This window comes from Mycobacterium celatum, from assembly GCF_002101595.1.
In the GTDB taxonomy this organism is placed as follows: Bacteria; Actinomycetota; Actinomycetes; order Mycobacteriales; family Mycobacteriaceae; genus Mycobacterium; species Mycobacterium celatum.
The window spans coordinates 83,833-98,576 of sequence record NZ_LQOM01000006.1; the positions used below are offsets into that span (position 1 = coordinate 83,833).

Sequence of the window (14,744 nt, forward strand, 5' to 3'; positions counted from 1 at the left end):
CTGCGCCAAAGCATTCCTGGCTGCGATGGCCTTCGGTGTGCGCCGCAGATGCCTTGACGGGGAGTGGTTCGACCGCAATGATTGACCTCAACCGGCGGCCGCGGCGGTCACGTGGACGCGCGGATGGCTGCAACCAAAAATCCTGTAGTACAACGGTTTTCATCACGCCTCCACCGGGATGGCGATATCGCGTTTGAGGATCTTGCCGGTGGGGCCCTTGGGCAGTTCGTCGACGAACCAGACGCGCCGCGGGTACTTGTAGCCGGCCACCCGGTCCTTGACATAGTCGCGGATCGCCGCCGCGTCCGCCTCGGCGCCAGGCTTGAGAGCGATCGCCGCGCCCACTTCTTCGCCGAGCATGTCGTCGGGGATACCAACGACCGCCGCCTCACGCACGGCAGGGTGCTCGTAGAGCACTTCCTCGATCTCTCGCGGATAGACGTTGTAGCCGCCGCGGATGATCATGTCCTTGGAGCGGTCGACGATGAAGTAGTAACCGTCGTCGTCGACACGGGCCAGATCGCCGGTGTGGAACCAGCCGTCGGCGTCGATCGCCGCGGCCGTCGCGTCGGGGCGGTTCCAGTAGCCCTTCATCACGTTGTGGCCGCGGATGGCGATTTCGCCCACGCCGTCGGTGACGTCGACCAGCTTCATCTCGACGCCGGCGACCGGTGTGCCGATCGATCCCGGCTTGCGCTCGAGGCCAGGGTGGTTGAACGACGCCGCCGGCGAGGTTTCGGAGAGGCCGTAGCCCTCGAGCACCATGGCTTCGAAGGTGTCTTCGAACCCGCGCATCACTTCGACCGGCATGGCGGCGCCGCCGGACACGCACAACCGCAGCGACGACGTGTCCGGGCGCGCGTTGCTGTGCAGCATCGCGGCGAACATCGTTGGGACGCCTTCGAATACGGTGACGCGGTCGCGCTCGATGATCGACAGCGCCTTGGCCGGATCGAACCGTGGGATCAGCGTCAGGCAGGCACCGGCGGCCACTGCCGCGTTCAGCCCTGCGGTCTGCCCGAACGCGTGGAAGAGCGGCAGGGCACCGAGGATCACGTCGTCGGCCGCCAGATCCACCATCTCGACGATCGTTGCGACGTTGCGGCGCAGGTTGGCGTGGGTCAACTCGGCGCCCTTGGGCGTGCCGGTGGTGCCCGACGTGTAGAGGATCACCGCGGTGTCGTCGTCCTCGCGCGCGACGGGTTCGGCGATGGGTCGGGCCGCGCAGATCAGCTCCTCGAATTCGCCTGGGCTCACCACGATGCACTCGGCGCCGGCGGCCGCCGCGCCTGCCTGGGCGGCGGGGGCGAACTCATGCCAGGCGATGATCGCCTTGGCCTGCGAGTCCGACAGGTAGAAGGTGGTCTCGCGTTCCTTGAGCAGAACGTTCATCGGCACCACCACCCCGCCCGCTCGCAGCACGCCGTAGTAGGCGACGGCGAAATACGGAACGTTGGGCAGCATGACGCCGACCCGATCGCCCGGCCGCAGCCCGTGCGCTGCCAGCAGACCGGCCAGGCAGGCGCTCGCCGCGTCCAGTCCGGTGTAGGGAATCTCGACCTCGTCGAGGCGCAGCGCAATGCGCTCCGGATGCCGACGGGCGGCGTCAATCAGGTTGAGGGCCAGGCTGCTCATGATGGATCACCCCAGTACCGGGAAGCTGCGGCGTTTGGCCAGCTGATCCATGCCGTCCTGGATCGCGCCCTTTACCTCGTCGTACACCTTGTCGACGTAGTCGCGGTCGTCGGCACGATCCGGGTCGGTGTCGACCCGGATCGGGTCGAGAAACTCGGTGCGGATCTTCGCCGGCAGCGGCAGGTGTGCGGGCAGTATTTCGACGGCCAGCGGGAACGGGAAGCCCGCGATGATGGGCATCGTCGCGCCACGCAGCCGCTTGCCCAGCCCGGTCCAGCGGGCCAGAAACCGGCCCTCGGAGAGCACAAAGACGGTGTCGTGGCCGCCCACCGTCGCGACCGGGACAATCGGCACGCCCGAGCGGATGGCCTGCCGCACAAATCCCTTGCGGCCGGCTAGAACCGCTTTGTCACGCCGGCGCCAGTTTCGCATCGCGTCTTGCTCGCCGCCGGGCCAGACGATCACGTCGTGGCCGGCCGCCAGGGCGGCGGTCACGCCTTGGCGCGAGGCCGGGATCACGCCGAGCGCCTTGAAGTAGTCACCGAGCAGCGGGGCTGCCATCAGCACGTCGTGTGCGGTGCCGTGCAGGATTCGGCGGCCTTCGAACCGGCGATACCAGGAATGCACCAACGTCCACGCGTCCATCGTCAAAGACCCACCGGAGTGGATGCCGATCAGCAGCGACGGCTCGTCGGGAATTCGATGCCAGCCGTCGATCTCCAGCCGAAAGTAGTGGTCGCACAACAAGTTCCAAACAGGGTTCTGCGCGTAGCGCATGAACGTCTCGTTCGGCCCGCGGAGCGACGGCGCTTTGGGTGTTGTCATCTGTGTCTCCTCGCGTTCAGGGTCCGTCCACCGCCGACCGGTGGCTACGGAGCCGTGTCCGATATTTCGGGTCACGTCTTGGGGGCCGCTACAACCGCATGGCCGAGAGTTCGAGGGCCCACCACACCTCGAAGAGAACCTGTGTTTCACGCAGGCTCGCCCCGGTCAGCTCTTCGAACCGGGCGAGCCGGTACCGGACAGTGTTCTGGTGGACGAACAACCGCGTCGCTGCCCGTTCCACGTGCATCCCGCACGCCAGGTAGGCACGCAACGTCGCTATCAATTCGCAAGCCGAACCGCCCGCCGTGAGTGGTTCGAGATACCGCTGGCGCAGCCAGTCGCCGACGTCGGCATCCATTGCCACCGCCGCGCGAAGGCCAAGCGACGCAATGTCGTAAGCACCGAGAAGACCGCAGGCCTGCACGGTCATCAGTGCACGCGCGGCCAGCCGGTACGACTCGGCCAGCCGGTCCAACGGGCGCGGCGGACCATAGCCGACGACGCCGTCGACGCTTGCCGGTGGCGGATCGCTCAACAAGCCGGCGATGTCACCGTCAACCAGGGCGCACAGGCCGCGCGGACGTTGCAACGGGTCATGAAAACCGAGGGCCCGTTCCAACTCACGCTGCGAGACACCCTCCGCCAGGCACGCACGGACCGCCACATATTCGCGGGTCGGGTCCAGACCGTACGCCTCGGCTTGGATGCGTAGCTCGGCGGCCGGGGCCGTGCCGAACAGCGCGCCACGGACAAACGCTGCTCCGCAGGTCTCTTCCGAGACGGCAAGTGCCAGTTCGGTTTTCCGGTGTGCCTTGGCCGTGGTGACCATGGCGATGTCGGACCAGGCCAGGGCCGACTGCACGAACTCCAGCACCTGGGCGTCCTCGATGCCGAGTTCTGGCGCCGCCTCACGCGCATATCCGATGACAACCTCGATTCCGATGCGCCATGCGCGGAGCATGTCGTCAACGGGGACGCCCTGCTGTGCGCGTGCCTCGCCGATCGCGGCCAGGCCCACGAGCTCGCTGTCGCTCAGCGCCGCACGTCCGGCGTGCGCGGAGCCCAAGACCTGCTCCACCTGAAACCCGATTTCCTCGGTGAGGGACTCGCAGGACATGGCGCGGTAGGACTGAAGCTGGGCCTGGATCGCCTCGCACACCCGCCCCGCCAGCACTACCCGGTCGCCGAGCAGCGTGTCGAAGAGGACGTCCCAGGAGACCGCCAGATCGGGCATCATGCAGTGCGAAGGTTACCCAGCAGCGCGTGGGATGCGTGGATGAGCGCCGGGACCAATGCCGGCCACAGCACGAACATGAGCATCGCGGTGATGGTCAGGTAAGCCATTTCGTTCCTCCTAGAGACGGCGTGGAAGCTGAACCAAACGCTAGGAAGTTCCTCCCTTTGCGACGACGTCCGCGGGGGACCAACTATTGGCGGATTGTCGTCCGCTGAAGACAACGCAACTGTGGCGGCGCCCAAACCGGCGACCGCGGACTTCGTTTGCCAACACGAAGACAGGCGTGCGCCGGCGTGATCTGATGGCGCGTGATGGGGGTGTGTGATGAGCGAGAGTCAGAACGGGCTGCCGGGTACCACCGTCGCGATCATCGGCGCCGGATTCGGCGGAATTTGCATGGGCATCAAACTCGGCCGCGCCGGGATCCCCTACACGATCTTTGAAAAGGCCCCGGCGGTCGGCGGGGTGTGGCGGGACAACGTCTATCCGGGTGCGGCGTGTGACGTCCCGTCGCACCTCTACAGCTACTCGTTCGAGCCCAGCCACGACTGGTCACGCACCTACGGCCAGGCGTCGGAGATTCGCAGCTACATCGAAAGCTGTGCCCGCAAGTACGGGGTGCTCGAGCACGTCCGCTTGCGCACCGAAGTCACCGCCGCCGAATTCCAGAAGAACTCCGGCCGCTGGCGTATCACGCTGGGCGACGGCACCCAGGTGCACGCCCGGTTCCTGGTTGCCGCGACCGGTCAGCTGAGCCTGCCGGCCGAGCCGCAATTCCCGGGACTCGACACCTTCGGAGGCAAGGTATTCCATTCGGCCCGTTGGGATTACGACTACGAAATGACCGGCAAGCGGGTCGCGGTGATCGGCTCGGGCGCAAGCGCCATCCAGTTCGTGCCGCAGATCGCGCCCAAGGTCGCGCAGTTGTACCTCTTCCAGCGCTCGGCACCCTATGTGCTCCCCAAACCGGACCGGCCGTACACGCCGCTGGAGAAGTACGTGTACCGCCATTTCCCGATCGCGCTCGCCGCCAGCCGCACCCGCAAGTACCTGTACCACGAGGCGCGGGTGATCCCGATGACCAAGGGCCATGGGATGTGGCTCATCAAGATGATGTTCAACCGGAATCTGCGCCGCCAGGTCCCCGACCCGAAGCTGCGCGCGACGCTCATGCCCGACTACCCGATCGGCTGCAAACGGATCCTGATCTCCAACGAGTGGTATCCGGCGATCACCCGTCCCAACGTTGAGGTGATTCCGGCCGGGCTGAGCGAGGTCCGTGGCAGCTCGGTCGTCGGCGCCGACGGGAGCGAGCGGGACGTCGACGCGATCGTGTTCGGAACCGGGTTCGCGACCAACGACTTCCTCGCGCCCACGTCCATCACCGGCCTCGACGGGCTGGACCTGCGGCATGACGCATGGCGCGATGGCGCCGAAGCCTATTTGGGAATGACCGTTTCCGGATTTCCGAACATGTTCATCCTCTACGGGCCCAACACAAACCTGGGGCACAACTCGATCATCTACATGCTCGAAAGCCAAACCGACTATGTGCTTTCGGCGATCCGCCACGTGGGCGCCTACGGCAACGGCTGGGTCAACGTCCGCCCCGAGGTGCAAGCGGAATACAACCGAGAGGTGCAGGACCGGCTCGGCGACACGGTATGGGAGGCCGGCTGCACCAGCTGGTATCGCACCGCCGGCGGCAAGAACACCAACAACTGGCCCAGCTACACGATCGAGTATCGGCGCCGCACCAGGTTCTTCGATGCCGGCAACTACGAGGCCTATCCCCCAGTCGAATCAAAGCCGCTGACGACCGTCAGCGCTGCTGACACCAGGGCGTGATGGCCGACGGCACGGACGACGCCGTCGTTGCCCAGGCTGCGACAACGATCATCGGCAGGCTGGAAGACCGGCTGGCCGAGCTGACGCGTTCGACCCAGGAGTTCCTGGTCAGCGAGATCGTGGACCTGCGCGGGGATGTACAGTTGCTGCAGCTGTTGCGGGACACCGTCTCCAGCAATATCGACACGTTCTTCTCGGCCGTTCGCAACCGCATCCCGGTCGAGCACATCGAGCCGCCGGCGGCCGCACTGGAGTATGCCCGGCGGTTGGCGCAGCGCGACGTGTCGGCTAATGCGTTGGTACGCGCATACCGGCTGGGGCACCAAGAGGTGCTCAAGACCGCGCTGGAGGAGATACGTGCATCGGAGCTGGATCCGAAGCTGAGCCTGGCCGTGTACGAGCTCATCGCGACAGTCTCGTTCGGGTATATCGACCGGATTTCGCAGCTGGTGGTTGTGACCTACCAGGACGAGCGGGAACGCTGGCTGGAACGCCGGAATACTCTGCGCGCGTTGATGGTTCACAAACTGTTGTCCGGAGCGGACGTCGACATCGATGCGATGACAACCGCAATCCGCTACCCGCTCAAGCAGAACCACCTGGCGCTCGTGGTTTGGTGCCGCGAGTCCGAGCGTGGCGACGAGCTGGCGTCGATGGAGCGATTCGTGCACAAGCTCGCCGAATCGCTTGGCGCCCGCGACAGTCCGTTGTTCATTTCGATCGACCACGTGACCGGCTGGGCATGGATTCCGCTGCTGGGCAAGGCGGCATCGGACACGCCGTCGCGGATTCGCGAATTTGCGAGCACGACGGCGGACGCGCCCTGGATGGCAGCGGGCAACCCGTTGCCGGGGATTGAGGGCTTCCGCCGCTCACATCAGCAGGCGCTGGATGCCCGCACCGTGGTGACCGCCTCGGAAACGGAAGTCCCGCAGGTGATCACCGCCAGCGATCCCGGGCTCGCGGTGGCGGGGCTGGTCGCCGACAACGCCGGGGCGGCCGCGGCCTGGGTCGGGGAAGTGCTCGGCCCGCTCGCCTCTCCCACCGAGGGCGACGAACGTTTACGCGAAACACTGCGCGTGTTTCTGCGGACCGGCTCCAGCTACAAGGCCGCCGCCGAGGAGCTGCACCTGCACGTCAACTCGGTGAAGTACCGGGTTCAGCGGGCGGTCGAACGCCGCGGCCGTCCGATCGGCGACGACCGCCTCGACGTCGAAGTCGCGCTGCTGCTGTGCCACTGGTTCGGCCCGGCAGTCCTGCGCGACGACTGACTACAGCGTGCTGTCGAGTTGGCCGAGGCGCTCGGTCAACCGCAGGTTCTCCGAGTAGTCCACCGGGCAGGAGATCAGCGAGACACCCTCGTCGTCGAGAGCGGCTTTCAGTGTCGGCAGCAGCTCGTCGGCGCTTGTGATGCGGTATCCCTTGGCGCCGAAGCTTTCCGCGTAGCTCACCACGTCGGGGTTGCCGAACTTGACGTAGTAGTGGTCGCCGAGTTCGAGATCCATCTTCCACTCGATCAGCCCGTAGCCACCGTCGTCCCAAATCAGCACTACCAGCGGGATCTTTTCGCGAACAGCGGTCTCGATCTCCTGCGAGTTCATCAGGAACGCGCCGTCACCCACGACGGCCAACACCTTTGAATCGGGCCGGGCCAGCTTGACACCCAACGCTCCGGGCAGCGCAAACGCCATGGTGGACAAGCCATTCGAGATCAAGCAGGTGTTGCGTTCATAGGTCGGATACAGCCGGGCCATCCACATCTTGGTGGCGCCGGTGTCCACCAGGACCACGTCGTTGCGGCCCAGCGCGGCACGGGTATCGGCGACGACCCGCTGCGGAGCCAACGGGAAACGCGAATCCTGTTGTCCGCGAGCGAATTCCTCGGCGAGGAGATCACACCCTGGAGCCGCGGCGTCGGTGCTGAAGCGGTGTCCCGCAAGCGCGTCGGTGAGCGCGTCGAGCGAGGCGCTGATGTCACCGATGATGCCGACGGCCACCGGGTAGTGCACGTCGACCTCGGCGGGGAACCGGTGAATGTGGATGATCTGTTTGTCGCCGTTCGGATTGATCTGCACCGGGTCGAACTCCTGCAGCTCGTACCCGACTGCGACCACGACGTCGGCGTTGTCGAAACCGAAGTTGACGTAGTCGTGCCGCATGAAACCCATGGTCCCGATGCTGTTCGGATGGTCGTCGGGCATCACGCCCTTGCCGTGAAAGGTGTTGGCGACCGGGATCGCGAGCTCGCCGGAGAACCGGACCAGGGCAGCGGTGGCGTCGTTGCGGGCCGCGCCGTGGCCGGCCAGCACCACCGGCCGTTTCGCGGTGCGAAGGATGTCGGCCGCGCGCTGCACCTGTCCCTCGGCCGGCGCCTCGGCGCGGGGGACATTGCGCGGCAACGGCTTCAGGTCTGAATAGTCGGCGGTATCTGTATCTATGTCTTCAGGCACCGCCAGATAAACCGCCGCCGGGCGTTCGGCCTCGGCCAGCTTGAACGCTTTGCGAAACATCTCCGGGATCGCACGCGCGGTGGGCACGCCGTCTGCCCAGCGAGTGATCGGTGCGAACATCGACACGAGGTCGACGTACTGGTGTGACTCCTTGTACTCCCGGTCATGGCCGACCTGGGCGGAGATCGCGACCATCGGCGTGCTGTTGGTGGTGGCGTCGGCGACCCCGAGCTGCATGTTGATGGCACCCGGACCCAAGGTGGTGGAGACCACCGCGGCGCGGCCGGTCACCCGCCCGTACATCTCGGCCATGAACGCCGCCGCCTGCTCGTGGCGGGTCAGCACGTAGCGGATGTCGGAGTCGGCCAGTGCCTGCACGAAGCGGATGTTCTCCTCACCCGGTATGCCGAACACCACCGACACACCCTCGTTTTCCAGGCACTTCACCATCAGCTGGGCGGCGCTACTCACACTCCCCACAGTAGTGGCAGGCTGGAGGGCGGAATCCGTCCAGCGCTCGAGGAGGCCCAGGTGTCCATCGCCACGATCAACCCCGCCACCGGAGAGACGGTCAAGACCTTCACCCCGGCGACAGCCGAGGAAATCGACGCCGCCATTGCCCGCGCGCACGACCGGTTCGCCGAATACCGTCGCACTAGCTACGCGCAGCGTGCCGAGTGGACGAACGCGACGGCGGATCTGCTGGAGGCCGAAGCCGACCAGGTCGCGGCGATGATGACGCTGGAGATGGGCAAAACGCTTAAAGCGGCCAAAGCCGAGGTACTGAAGTGCGCCAAGGGGTTTCGTTACTACGCAGAAAACACCGAGAAGCTGCTCGCGGACGAGCCTGCCGACGGCAAAGCGGTGGGCGCGACCAAGGCGTACACGCGCTACCAGCCGCTGGGCGTCGTACTGGCGGTGATGCCGTGGAACTTCCCGCTGTGGCAGGCGGTACGCTTCGCCGCGCCGGCGCTGATGGCCGGCAACGTCGGGATCCTCAAGCACGCGTCCAACGTGCCGCAGACCGCGTTGTATCTCTCCGACGTCATCCGTCGCGGCGGCTTCCCGGAGGGCTGCTTCCAGACGCTGCTGGTCCCGTCGAGCGCGGTCGAGGACATCCTGCGTGATCCGCGGGTGGCGGCCGCGACCCTGACCGGCAGCGAACCGGCCGGTCAATCGGTCGGAGCCATCGCCGGCGACGAGATCAAGCCGACGGTGCTGGAGCTCGGCGGCAGCGACCCGTTCATCGTGATGCCGTCCGCCGATCTCGACGCGGCGGTGTCCACCGCAGTCACCGCACGGGTGCAGAACAACGGCCAATCCTGCATCGCAGCCAAACGCTTCATCGTCCACACCGACGTCTACGACGAGTTCGTGGACAAGTTCGTCGAGAAGATGGCCGCTTTACGGGTGGGCGACCCGACCGACCCGGACACCGACGTCGGCCCGCTTGCCACCGAGTCCGGCCGCGCCGACGTCGAGAAGCTGGTCGACGAGGCCGCTGCAGCGGGTGCCGTAATTCGTTGCGGCGGAAAACGAGTCGACGGGCCGGGCTGGTTCTACCCGCCGACGGTGATCACCGACATCACCCGCGACATGCCGATCTTCTACGAGGAGGTGTTCGGGCCGGTCGCGTCGGTGTACCGGGTGGCCGACATCGACGAGGCACTCGAGATCGCCAACGCCACCACCTTCGGGCTGGGCTCCAACGCGTGGACCCGCGACGAGTCGGAGATCAGCCGTTTTGTCGATGACATCGAAGCAGGGCAGGTCTTCATCAACGGGATGACGGTGTCCTACCCCGAGCTGCCGTTCGGTGGCGTCAAACGATCCGGGTACGGCCGCGAGCTGGCCGGCCATGGAATCCGGGAATTCTGCAACGCCAAGACCGTCTGGATCGGGTCAGCGGACAGCGGTGACGCCGGCGGCGGGTCGAAGGTCGAGTAGCAGTTCGCCGGCGATCGCTGCACCGAGATTGACGCTTTGCAGAGAAAGTTCGAGAGGCGACCTGCAAAACGTCGATCTCGGTGAAGCAGTCGGCGCTATGCGGAGGCGGCCAGGACCCGTTGGTCCTCGTCGGCGAAGGTGTCCTCCAACTGCAGCGGCGAGTAGTCGAGGTCGATCTCCTCGACCGGGCGGCCGCGGGCGCTGCTGATCGTGCCGAACCGTCGCATGCCCTTGTCGCTGGCGTAGGCCAGGAACTCTTCGGTGGATAGGCCGAACGGAATGTCGGGGGCATACAGGGCAAAGCCCTCTTCGGTGAGCCGCAGCGCCAACGGCATCAACTCGTTCATCCGCGTTTCGAACACCGTCCAATTGGCGTCGTCGGCGGCGACGTGGCGCCGGCAGGTGAACGTGCCCCACGCCATGTGGCGCCGCTCGTCGTCGCCGATGTGCCGGACCAGTGCCTGCATTCCGGGCAGGATGCCGCGTTCCACGCAGATCTTGTGCCAGGCGTAGTAGCCGGTCAGTGCCAACATGCCCTCGACGATGTGGTTGTAGGTCACCGACGCCCGGACTTGAGCCGCCGGTGAGGGATCGACCGACAGCGCGTCGAGCGACTGCGGAAGTTCCTCGTTGAACATTTGCCGATAGGCCGGCAGGTCGTCGAAGTAGCTGTGCAGGTCGGCGTCGATCCCGACGGCATCGAGCCACCGCCGGAACACCGACACATGTTTGGCTTCCTCGAAGGCGAACTGGGTCAGATACATCTCGTCGCCCAATCGGCCTTCGGCGCGCATCGCGCCCATGAAGGGCTGGATGTCCTTGGTGACCGCTTCCTCGCCGGCGATGAACTCGGCGCACAGCCGGGTGGCGTAGTCGCGTTCACGGTCCGAGAGCTTCTCCCAGTCCGCGCGGTCGCGGGAGAAGTCGATATCGGCCGGGTCCCAGAATTTCGCGTTGCCGCCGGCAAAGAGCTTGAGCGGCAAGCTATCCCAGTTGAGGCCGCCAGCGGCCAGCGAGCCGTATCGTGTCCGTGTCATGCGTTGACCTCCTTGATAGTTGGCTGGCCGGCGAAGGCTGCCGCCAGCACGGCGACCAGCCTGCGCACCGCCAGCGCCGGTTGCTCCGGCGTGGGCTCGTCGAGCCCGAGGACCGGGTCCATGCCTCGCACATAGGGCGCGAGCGCCAGGTGCGGAAAGATCAGCAACATCAACGACAGCAACGCGTCGGTGTCCGCATCCGCCCGCAGGTCGCCGCGGACCTGCGCGTCACGCACCAGCGGCCTGAGCACTTCGAGGTAGTGCCGGTGGATGACGGTCCGCACACTGACGCGGGCGTCGGTGTCGACCTCCAGGCTGGCGGCGGCATGCAGCGAACGTTCCCGCGGATGGTCGGCGAAGTAGGCGACCCAGTCGTCGAGCAGGTCGGTGAGGAACTCGAAAAACGGTCTGCTCGGGTCGAGTTCGCGGATGCGGTCCTCCATGTAGGAGCGCACGCGCTGGCTACCGACGTCGGCGATGAATGCGTAGAGGTCGCGCTTGTCCGCGAAGTATTGGAACAAGCTGCCCTTGGCGACGCCGGCGCGCCGGGCGATGACGTTGAGGCTGCCGCGGGAAAACCCGTGCGCGCCGAATTCCGCCTCGGCGGCTTCTATCACGGCTGCTCGACGAGCCGGGTCGACGCGGGCCCACGTCACCGTCGGCATCGGTCCCTCCTAGCGGTCGATGACCACTGGTCATGCTAGTGTGACGCGGCTCACTCTTCAAGGTGCGATGATGCTCGGGTGGATCGGGCGTTCGACGACCTTGTGGCCGAGGCCGATTCGGTATCGGTCGCGGGCTGGGACTCTTCCTGGCTGGAGGGCCGGGCCGCCGAAGAGCGACCATCCTGGGGGTACCAACGGCTGCTTCGGGCTCGGCTCGCTGAGGTGCAGTCTGCATTGGACATCTATACCGGCGGGGGCGAAGGTCTTAGCCGGCGCTGGACCCTTCCCCCCGACGATTGCTGCCACCGAGCCGTGGCCGCCGAACATCGCCCTGGCCACCCGGCTACTCCATCCGCTGGGTGTGGTCGTGGTTTCCACCGGTGACGAACCGCCACTTCCGTTCGCCGAGGCCGCATTCGACCTGGTGACCAGTCGGCATCCGTCGGCCGTGTGGTGGGACGAGATCGCCCGGGTACTCAGGCCAGGCGGTACCTATTTCGCCCAACATGTCGGCGTTATCTACCTGCGCAAACTGATTGAATACTTTGTGGGGCCGCAGCCGCAGACGCGGATCCGTGGGCAATTGAACCCGGATACCGTCGACGACGAGGTCGCGGCAGCCGGACTGGAAGTAGTCGACTTGCGCCACGAGCAGATACAGCTTGAATTCTTCGACGTCGGCGCCGTCATTTATTTCCTGCGCAAGCTGAGTTGGGTCGTCCCGGACTTCGCAGTCGACAAATACCGCGACAAGCTACTCAGAATGCACCAGGAGATCGACGCCAACGGAGCTTTCGTCACCCACAGCTCACGAGTACTGATAGAAGCGCGGAAGGCGGGGTAAAGCTTCACGGAAAGAGATCAGCGGTGAGCCAGCCACATCCACCACGGAGCGCGATCATCGGCGCCGGCATGGTCGGCTCGGTGCATGCGCACGCCGTCCATCGAGCGGGCGGAAAGCTCGCGGCGATCTGTGGCAGTACGCCGCAAAGCAGTCAGCGCTCGGCGCAGCGCCTCGGGGCCGAACGCGCAGCCACTACAGAAGAGATCTTCGCTGCTGATGACGTCGACGTCGTGCACATCTGCACACGGAACAACCTGCACCTGGAGCAAGCCGCCGCGGCCCTGGCCGCGGTGAAGCACGTCATCTGTGAAAAGCCTTTGGCCACAACAGTTGCCGACGCCGCCGCCCTCGTCGACGCCGCCGATAGCGCCCGCACAGTTGCGGCCGTGTCATTCATTTACCGTTTCTACCCGATGGTGCGGGAGGCTCGTTGCCGGATCGCCGATGCGCCGGTGTGGCTCATGCACGGTGGCTACGTGCAAGACCATATGGCCAAGGCCGATCCGAAGGGCTGGCGATCCGACCCGACACAATGCGGTGTTTCGATGACATTCGCGGACATCGGCTCGCATTGGTGTGACCTGATGGAGTTCGTTACCGGTCATCGCATCAGCTCTGTCATAGCAACTGAGGCCACCGCACCGCAGGGCGACGGTGCGGTGGTGGCTTTTCGCACCAACCGAGGCGCGATCGGAAGTGTCGTCGTCAGTCAGGCGTCGCCGGGCCGAAAAAACCAGTTGTCCTTCTCATTCGACAGCCGTGAGACGGCGGTGCAATTCGACCAGGAATATCCCGATGAGCTCATCATCGGCGGGCTGCACGCTAACACGGTGCTATCGCGCGACGGAGATGCGCTCGATCCACGCAGCGCACGCTACTCTGTGCTGCCGCCGGGACATCCCCAGGGATACCAGGATTGCTTCAACTTGTTTGTCGCCGACGTGTACGAGACCATCCGCATCGGGACCGCACCGGAAGGGCTGCCGGTGTTCGCGGATGGCTTGCGGTCAGCCAAGATTCACGCCGCGGTAGCCGCCTCGGTGTCCAGCGGCACCTGGACCGAAGTCGAACCGCTATGAGCACCGCGCCGGTGCGCCTCGCCCTCATCGGGCTGGGCAACATGGGCATGGAGCACCTGGCGATCTTCGCAAGCCTGCAGCCGCGGGCACATATCCGTGCACTGGCCGACAGCCATGCTCCGTTCGCCGAACGCGCCGCTGCTGCTGTGCCGACCGCAGCCGTTTACCACGACCCGTTGGACTGCGTGAACAATGCCGACGTCGACGCGGTTGTGGTGGCGACCGCTGACAACACTCACCACGAGATCGTCGAAGCGTGCATCGCCCGTGGCCTGTTTGTGTTCTGCGAGAAGCCACTTACCACGTCGGCTGACCGGTCGTTGCGGTTGGTCAACGCCGAACGGGCCACTGGTCGGCGACTGGTGCAGGTCGACTACATGCGCCGTTACGACGCCGATTACCAGGATGTCTACCGCGCGCTGCAGTCCGGCCGCATCGGTGAACCAGTTCTGATCAGTCAGCGCCACCGTAATCCGCTGGCGGTCATCAACTTTGACGAGCAACAGCTCATCACGAGCTCTGCGTCCCACGACATCGACGTGTTCCGCTGGCTGTGCGGCGAGGACGTCAGCGAGGTTTCCGCCATCGCCAAGGCCAGCCGCGACGAATCCACCGTGTTCGTGGTCCTCACGCTGACCTCGCAGTCGGGCGTGCTTGGCATTATGGAGCTCGGCCGTGGACCGGGGCTGGACTACGACATCGGCTGCGAGATCGTCGGCAGCTCCGGCGTACTCACCCTCGCCTCGCCCACACCGACCGACAGCTCAGCCGATGGCGATGCCCCGCTGCCCGAGGCCTGGATGCAACGTTTCCACCGGGCGTATCGCTCGCAGGACGCCGCATGGCTCGCCGGCGTGGTCGGCGGTTCATTCACGGGAGCCTCGAGCTACGACGGATACGCCACGAACGTTGTCATCGATGCCGCTTTAGCTTCGCTGGCCAGCGGTCGCCCGCAGTCGGTACGGCAGACGTGAGGTCGGGGGTCTGACGTCCCAACCAATTTGGTGTCCATGCTGACGCCGCAGCGCGGTTGGCGGCGGTGGCTTGTCGGACCTGGCTGTAATGATGCGGTTATGTCGTCGACTACCGCTTCGTCTGCTGCGGCGCTGAGTCCTGCCGAGCGTGTGGAGGTGTTGTTTGAGGAGTTGGCGGAGTTGGCGGGTCAGCGTAATGCGAT

The 14,744-nt window shown here is 65.6% G+C and carries 11 protein-coding genes and 1 pseudogene; 6 read left to right on the forward strand and 6 right to left on the reverse strand.

Annotated elements, in window-relative coordinates:
• Positions 1-162: 162 nt before the first annotated feature.
• The 3 genes from AWB95_RS00895 to AWB95_RS00905 form a co-directional block, all read right to left on the reverse strand.
• The gene (locus AWB95_RS00895; protein WP_062539081.1) at positions 163-1,635 is read right to left on the reverse strand and encodes a long-chain-fatty-acid--CoA ligase; all 1,473 of its coding nucleotides are present in this window, start codon (positions 1,633-1,635) and stop codon (positions 163-165) included.
• A 6-nt stretch (positions 1,636-1,641) separates the two neighbouring features.
• Positions 1,642-2,460 (reverse strand): lysophospholipid acyltransferase family protein, encoded by an 819-nt coding sequence (locus AWB95_RS00900; RefSeq protein ID WP_062539082.1) that lies wholly within the window; start codon positions 2,458-2,460, stop codon positions 1,642-1,644.
• 88 nt (positions 2,461-2,548) lie between these two features.
• Complete coding sequence (locus tag AWB95_RS00905) at positions 2,549-3,697, reverse strand: PucR family transcriptional regulator (RefSeq protein ID WP_062539083.1); 1,149 nt, start codon at positions 3,695-3,697, stop codon at positions 2,549-2,551.
• A gap of 324 nt (positions 3,698-4,021) precedes the next feature.
• Between AWB95_RS00905 and AWB95_RS00910 the strand changes: the two genes are divergently transcribed.
• Both AWB95_RS00910 and AWB95_RS00915 read left to right on the forward strand, forming a co-directional pair.
• Positions 4,022-5,545, forward strand: coding sequence for a flavin-containing monooxygenase (locus AWB95_RS00910; protein WP_084706982.1), 1,524 nt, complete (start codon positions 4,022-4,024; stop codon positions 5,543-5,545).
• Positions 5,542-6,816, forward strand: coding sequence for a PucR family transcriptional regulator (locus tag AWB95_RS00915; RefSeq protein ID WP_062539084.1), 1,275 nt, complete (start codon positions 5,542-5,544; stop codon positions 6,814-6,816). Before AWB95_RS00910 ends, AWB95_RS00915 begins: the two co-directional genes overlap by 4 nt.
• Here AWB95_RS00915 and AWB95_RS00920 read toward each other — a convergent pair whose 3' ends face one another.
• Positions 6,817-8,466 carry an acetolactate synthase large subunit gene (locus AWB95_RS00920; protein WP_085167431.1) on the reverse strand — a complete coding sequence of 550 codons (1,650 nt, stop codon included), beginning with the start codon at positions 8,464-8,466 and terminating at the stop codon, positions 6,817-6,819. It lies immediately after the preceding gene.
• Positions 8,467-8,526: 60 nt separating this feature from the next.
• Here AWB95_RS00920 and AWB95_RS00925 point away from each other — a divergent pair, with 60 nt between their 5' ends.
• Positions 8,527-9,942 (forward strand): NADP-dependent succinic semialdehyde dehydrogenase, encoded by a 1,416-nt coding sequence (locus AWB95_RS00925; RefSeq protein WP_062539085.1) that lies wholly within the window; start codon positions 8,527-8,529, stop codon positions 9,940-9,942.
• A 95-nt stretch (positions 9,943-10,037) separates the two neighbouring features.
• Here AWB95_RS00925 and AWB95_RS00930 read toward each other — a convergent pair whose 3' ends face one another.
• Positions 10,038-10,979 carry a R2-like ligand-binding oxidase gene (locus AWB95_RS00930; protein WP_085167432.1) on the reverse strand — a complete coding sequence of 314 codons (942 nt, stop codon included), beginning with the start codon at positions 10,977-10,979 and terminating at the stop codon, positions 10,038-10,040.
• Entirely contained in the window at positions 10,976-11,644 is a 669-nt protein-coding gene (locus AWB95_RS00935) for a TetR/AcrR family transcriptional regulator (protein ID WP_062541219.1), read from the reverse strand. Before AWB95_RS00935 ends, AWB95_RS00930 begins: the two co-directional genes overlap by 4 nt.
• Positions 11,645-11,722: 78 nt before the next feature.
• On the opposite strand from AWB95_RS00935, the pseudogene AWB95_RS00940 reads away from it, so the two are divergent.
• The 3 genes and pseudogenes from AWB95_RS00940 (at position 11,723) to AWB95_RS00950 (ending at position 14,541) form a co-directional block, all read left to right on the forward strand.
• Positions 11,723-12,488, forward strand: a pseudogene (locus AWB95_RS00940) (class I SAM-dependent methyltransferase).
• A gap of 23 nt (positions 12,489-12,511) precedes the next feature.
• Complete coding sequence (locus AWB95_RS00945; protein ID WP_269745763.1) at positions 12,512-13,567, forward strand: Gfo/Idh/MocA family oxidoreductase; 1,056 nt, start codon at positions 12,512-12,514, stop codon at positions 13,565-13,567.
• Complete coding sequence (locus AWB95_RS00950) at positions 13,564-14,541, forward strand: Gfo/Idh/MocA family oxidoreductase (RefSeq protein ID WP_062541217.1); 978 nt, start codon at positions 13,564-13,566, stop codon at positions 14,539-14,541. The genes AWB95_RS00945 and AWB95_RS00950 overlap by 4 nt, the downstream gene beginning before the upstream one ends.
• The last annotated feature ends 203 nt before the right edge of the window (positions 14,542-14,744 follow it).

Bases quoted from the DNA above. Each gene is read 5' to 3' on its own strand.
- AWB95_RS00930 (WP_085167432.1), bottom strand. From the start codon at position 10,979: ATGACACGGACACGATACGGCTCGCTGGCCGCTGGCGGCCTCAACTGG.
- AWB95_RS00900 (WP_062539082.1), bottom strand. From the start codon at position 2,460: ATGACAACACCCAAAGCGCCGTCGCTCCGCGGGCCGAACGAGACGTTC.
- AWB95_RS00935 (WP_062541219.1), bottom strand. From the start codon at position 11,644: ATGCCGACGGTGACGTGGGCCCGCGTCGACCCGGCTCGTCGAGCAGCC.
- AWB95_RS00910 (WP_084706982.1), top strand. From the start codon at position 4,022: ATGAGCGAGAGTCAGAACGGGCTGCCGGGTACCACCGTCGCGATCATC.
- AWB95_RS00950 (WP_062541217.1), top strand. From the start codon at position 13,564: ATGAGCACCGCGCCGGTGCGCCTCGCCCTCATCGGGCTGGGCAACATG.
- AWB95_RS00905 (WP_062539083.1), bottom strand. From the start codon at position 3,697: ATGATGCCCGATCTGGCGGTCTCCTGGGACGTCCTCTTCGACACGCTG.
- AWB95_RS00895 (WP_062539081.1), bottom strand. From the start codon at position 1,635: ATGAGCAGCCTGGCCCTCAACCTGATTGACGCCGCCCGTCGGCATCCG.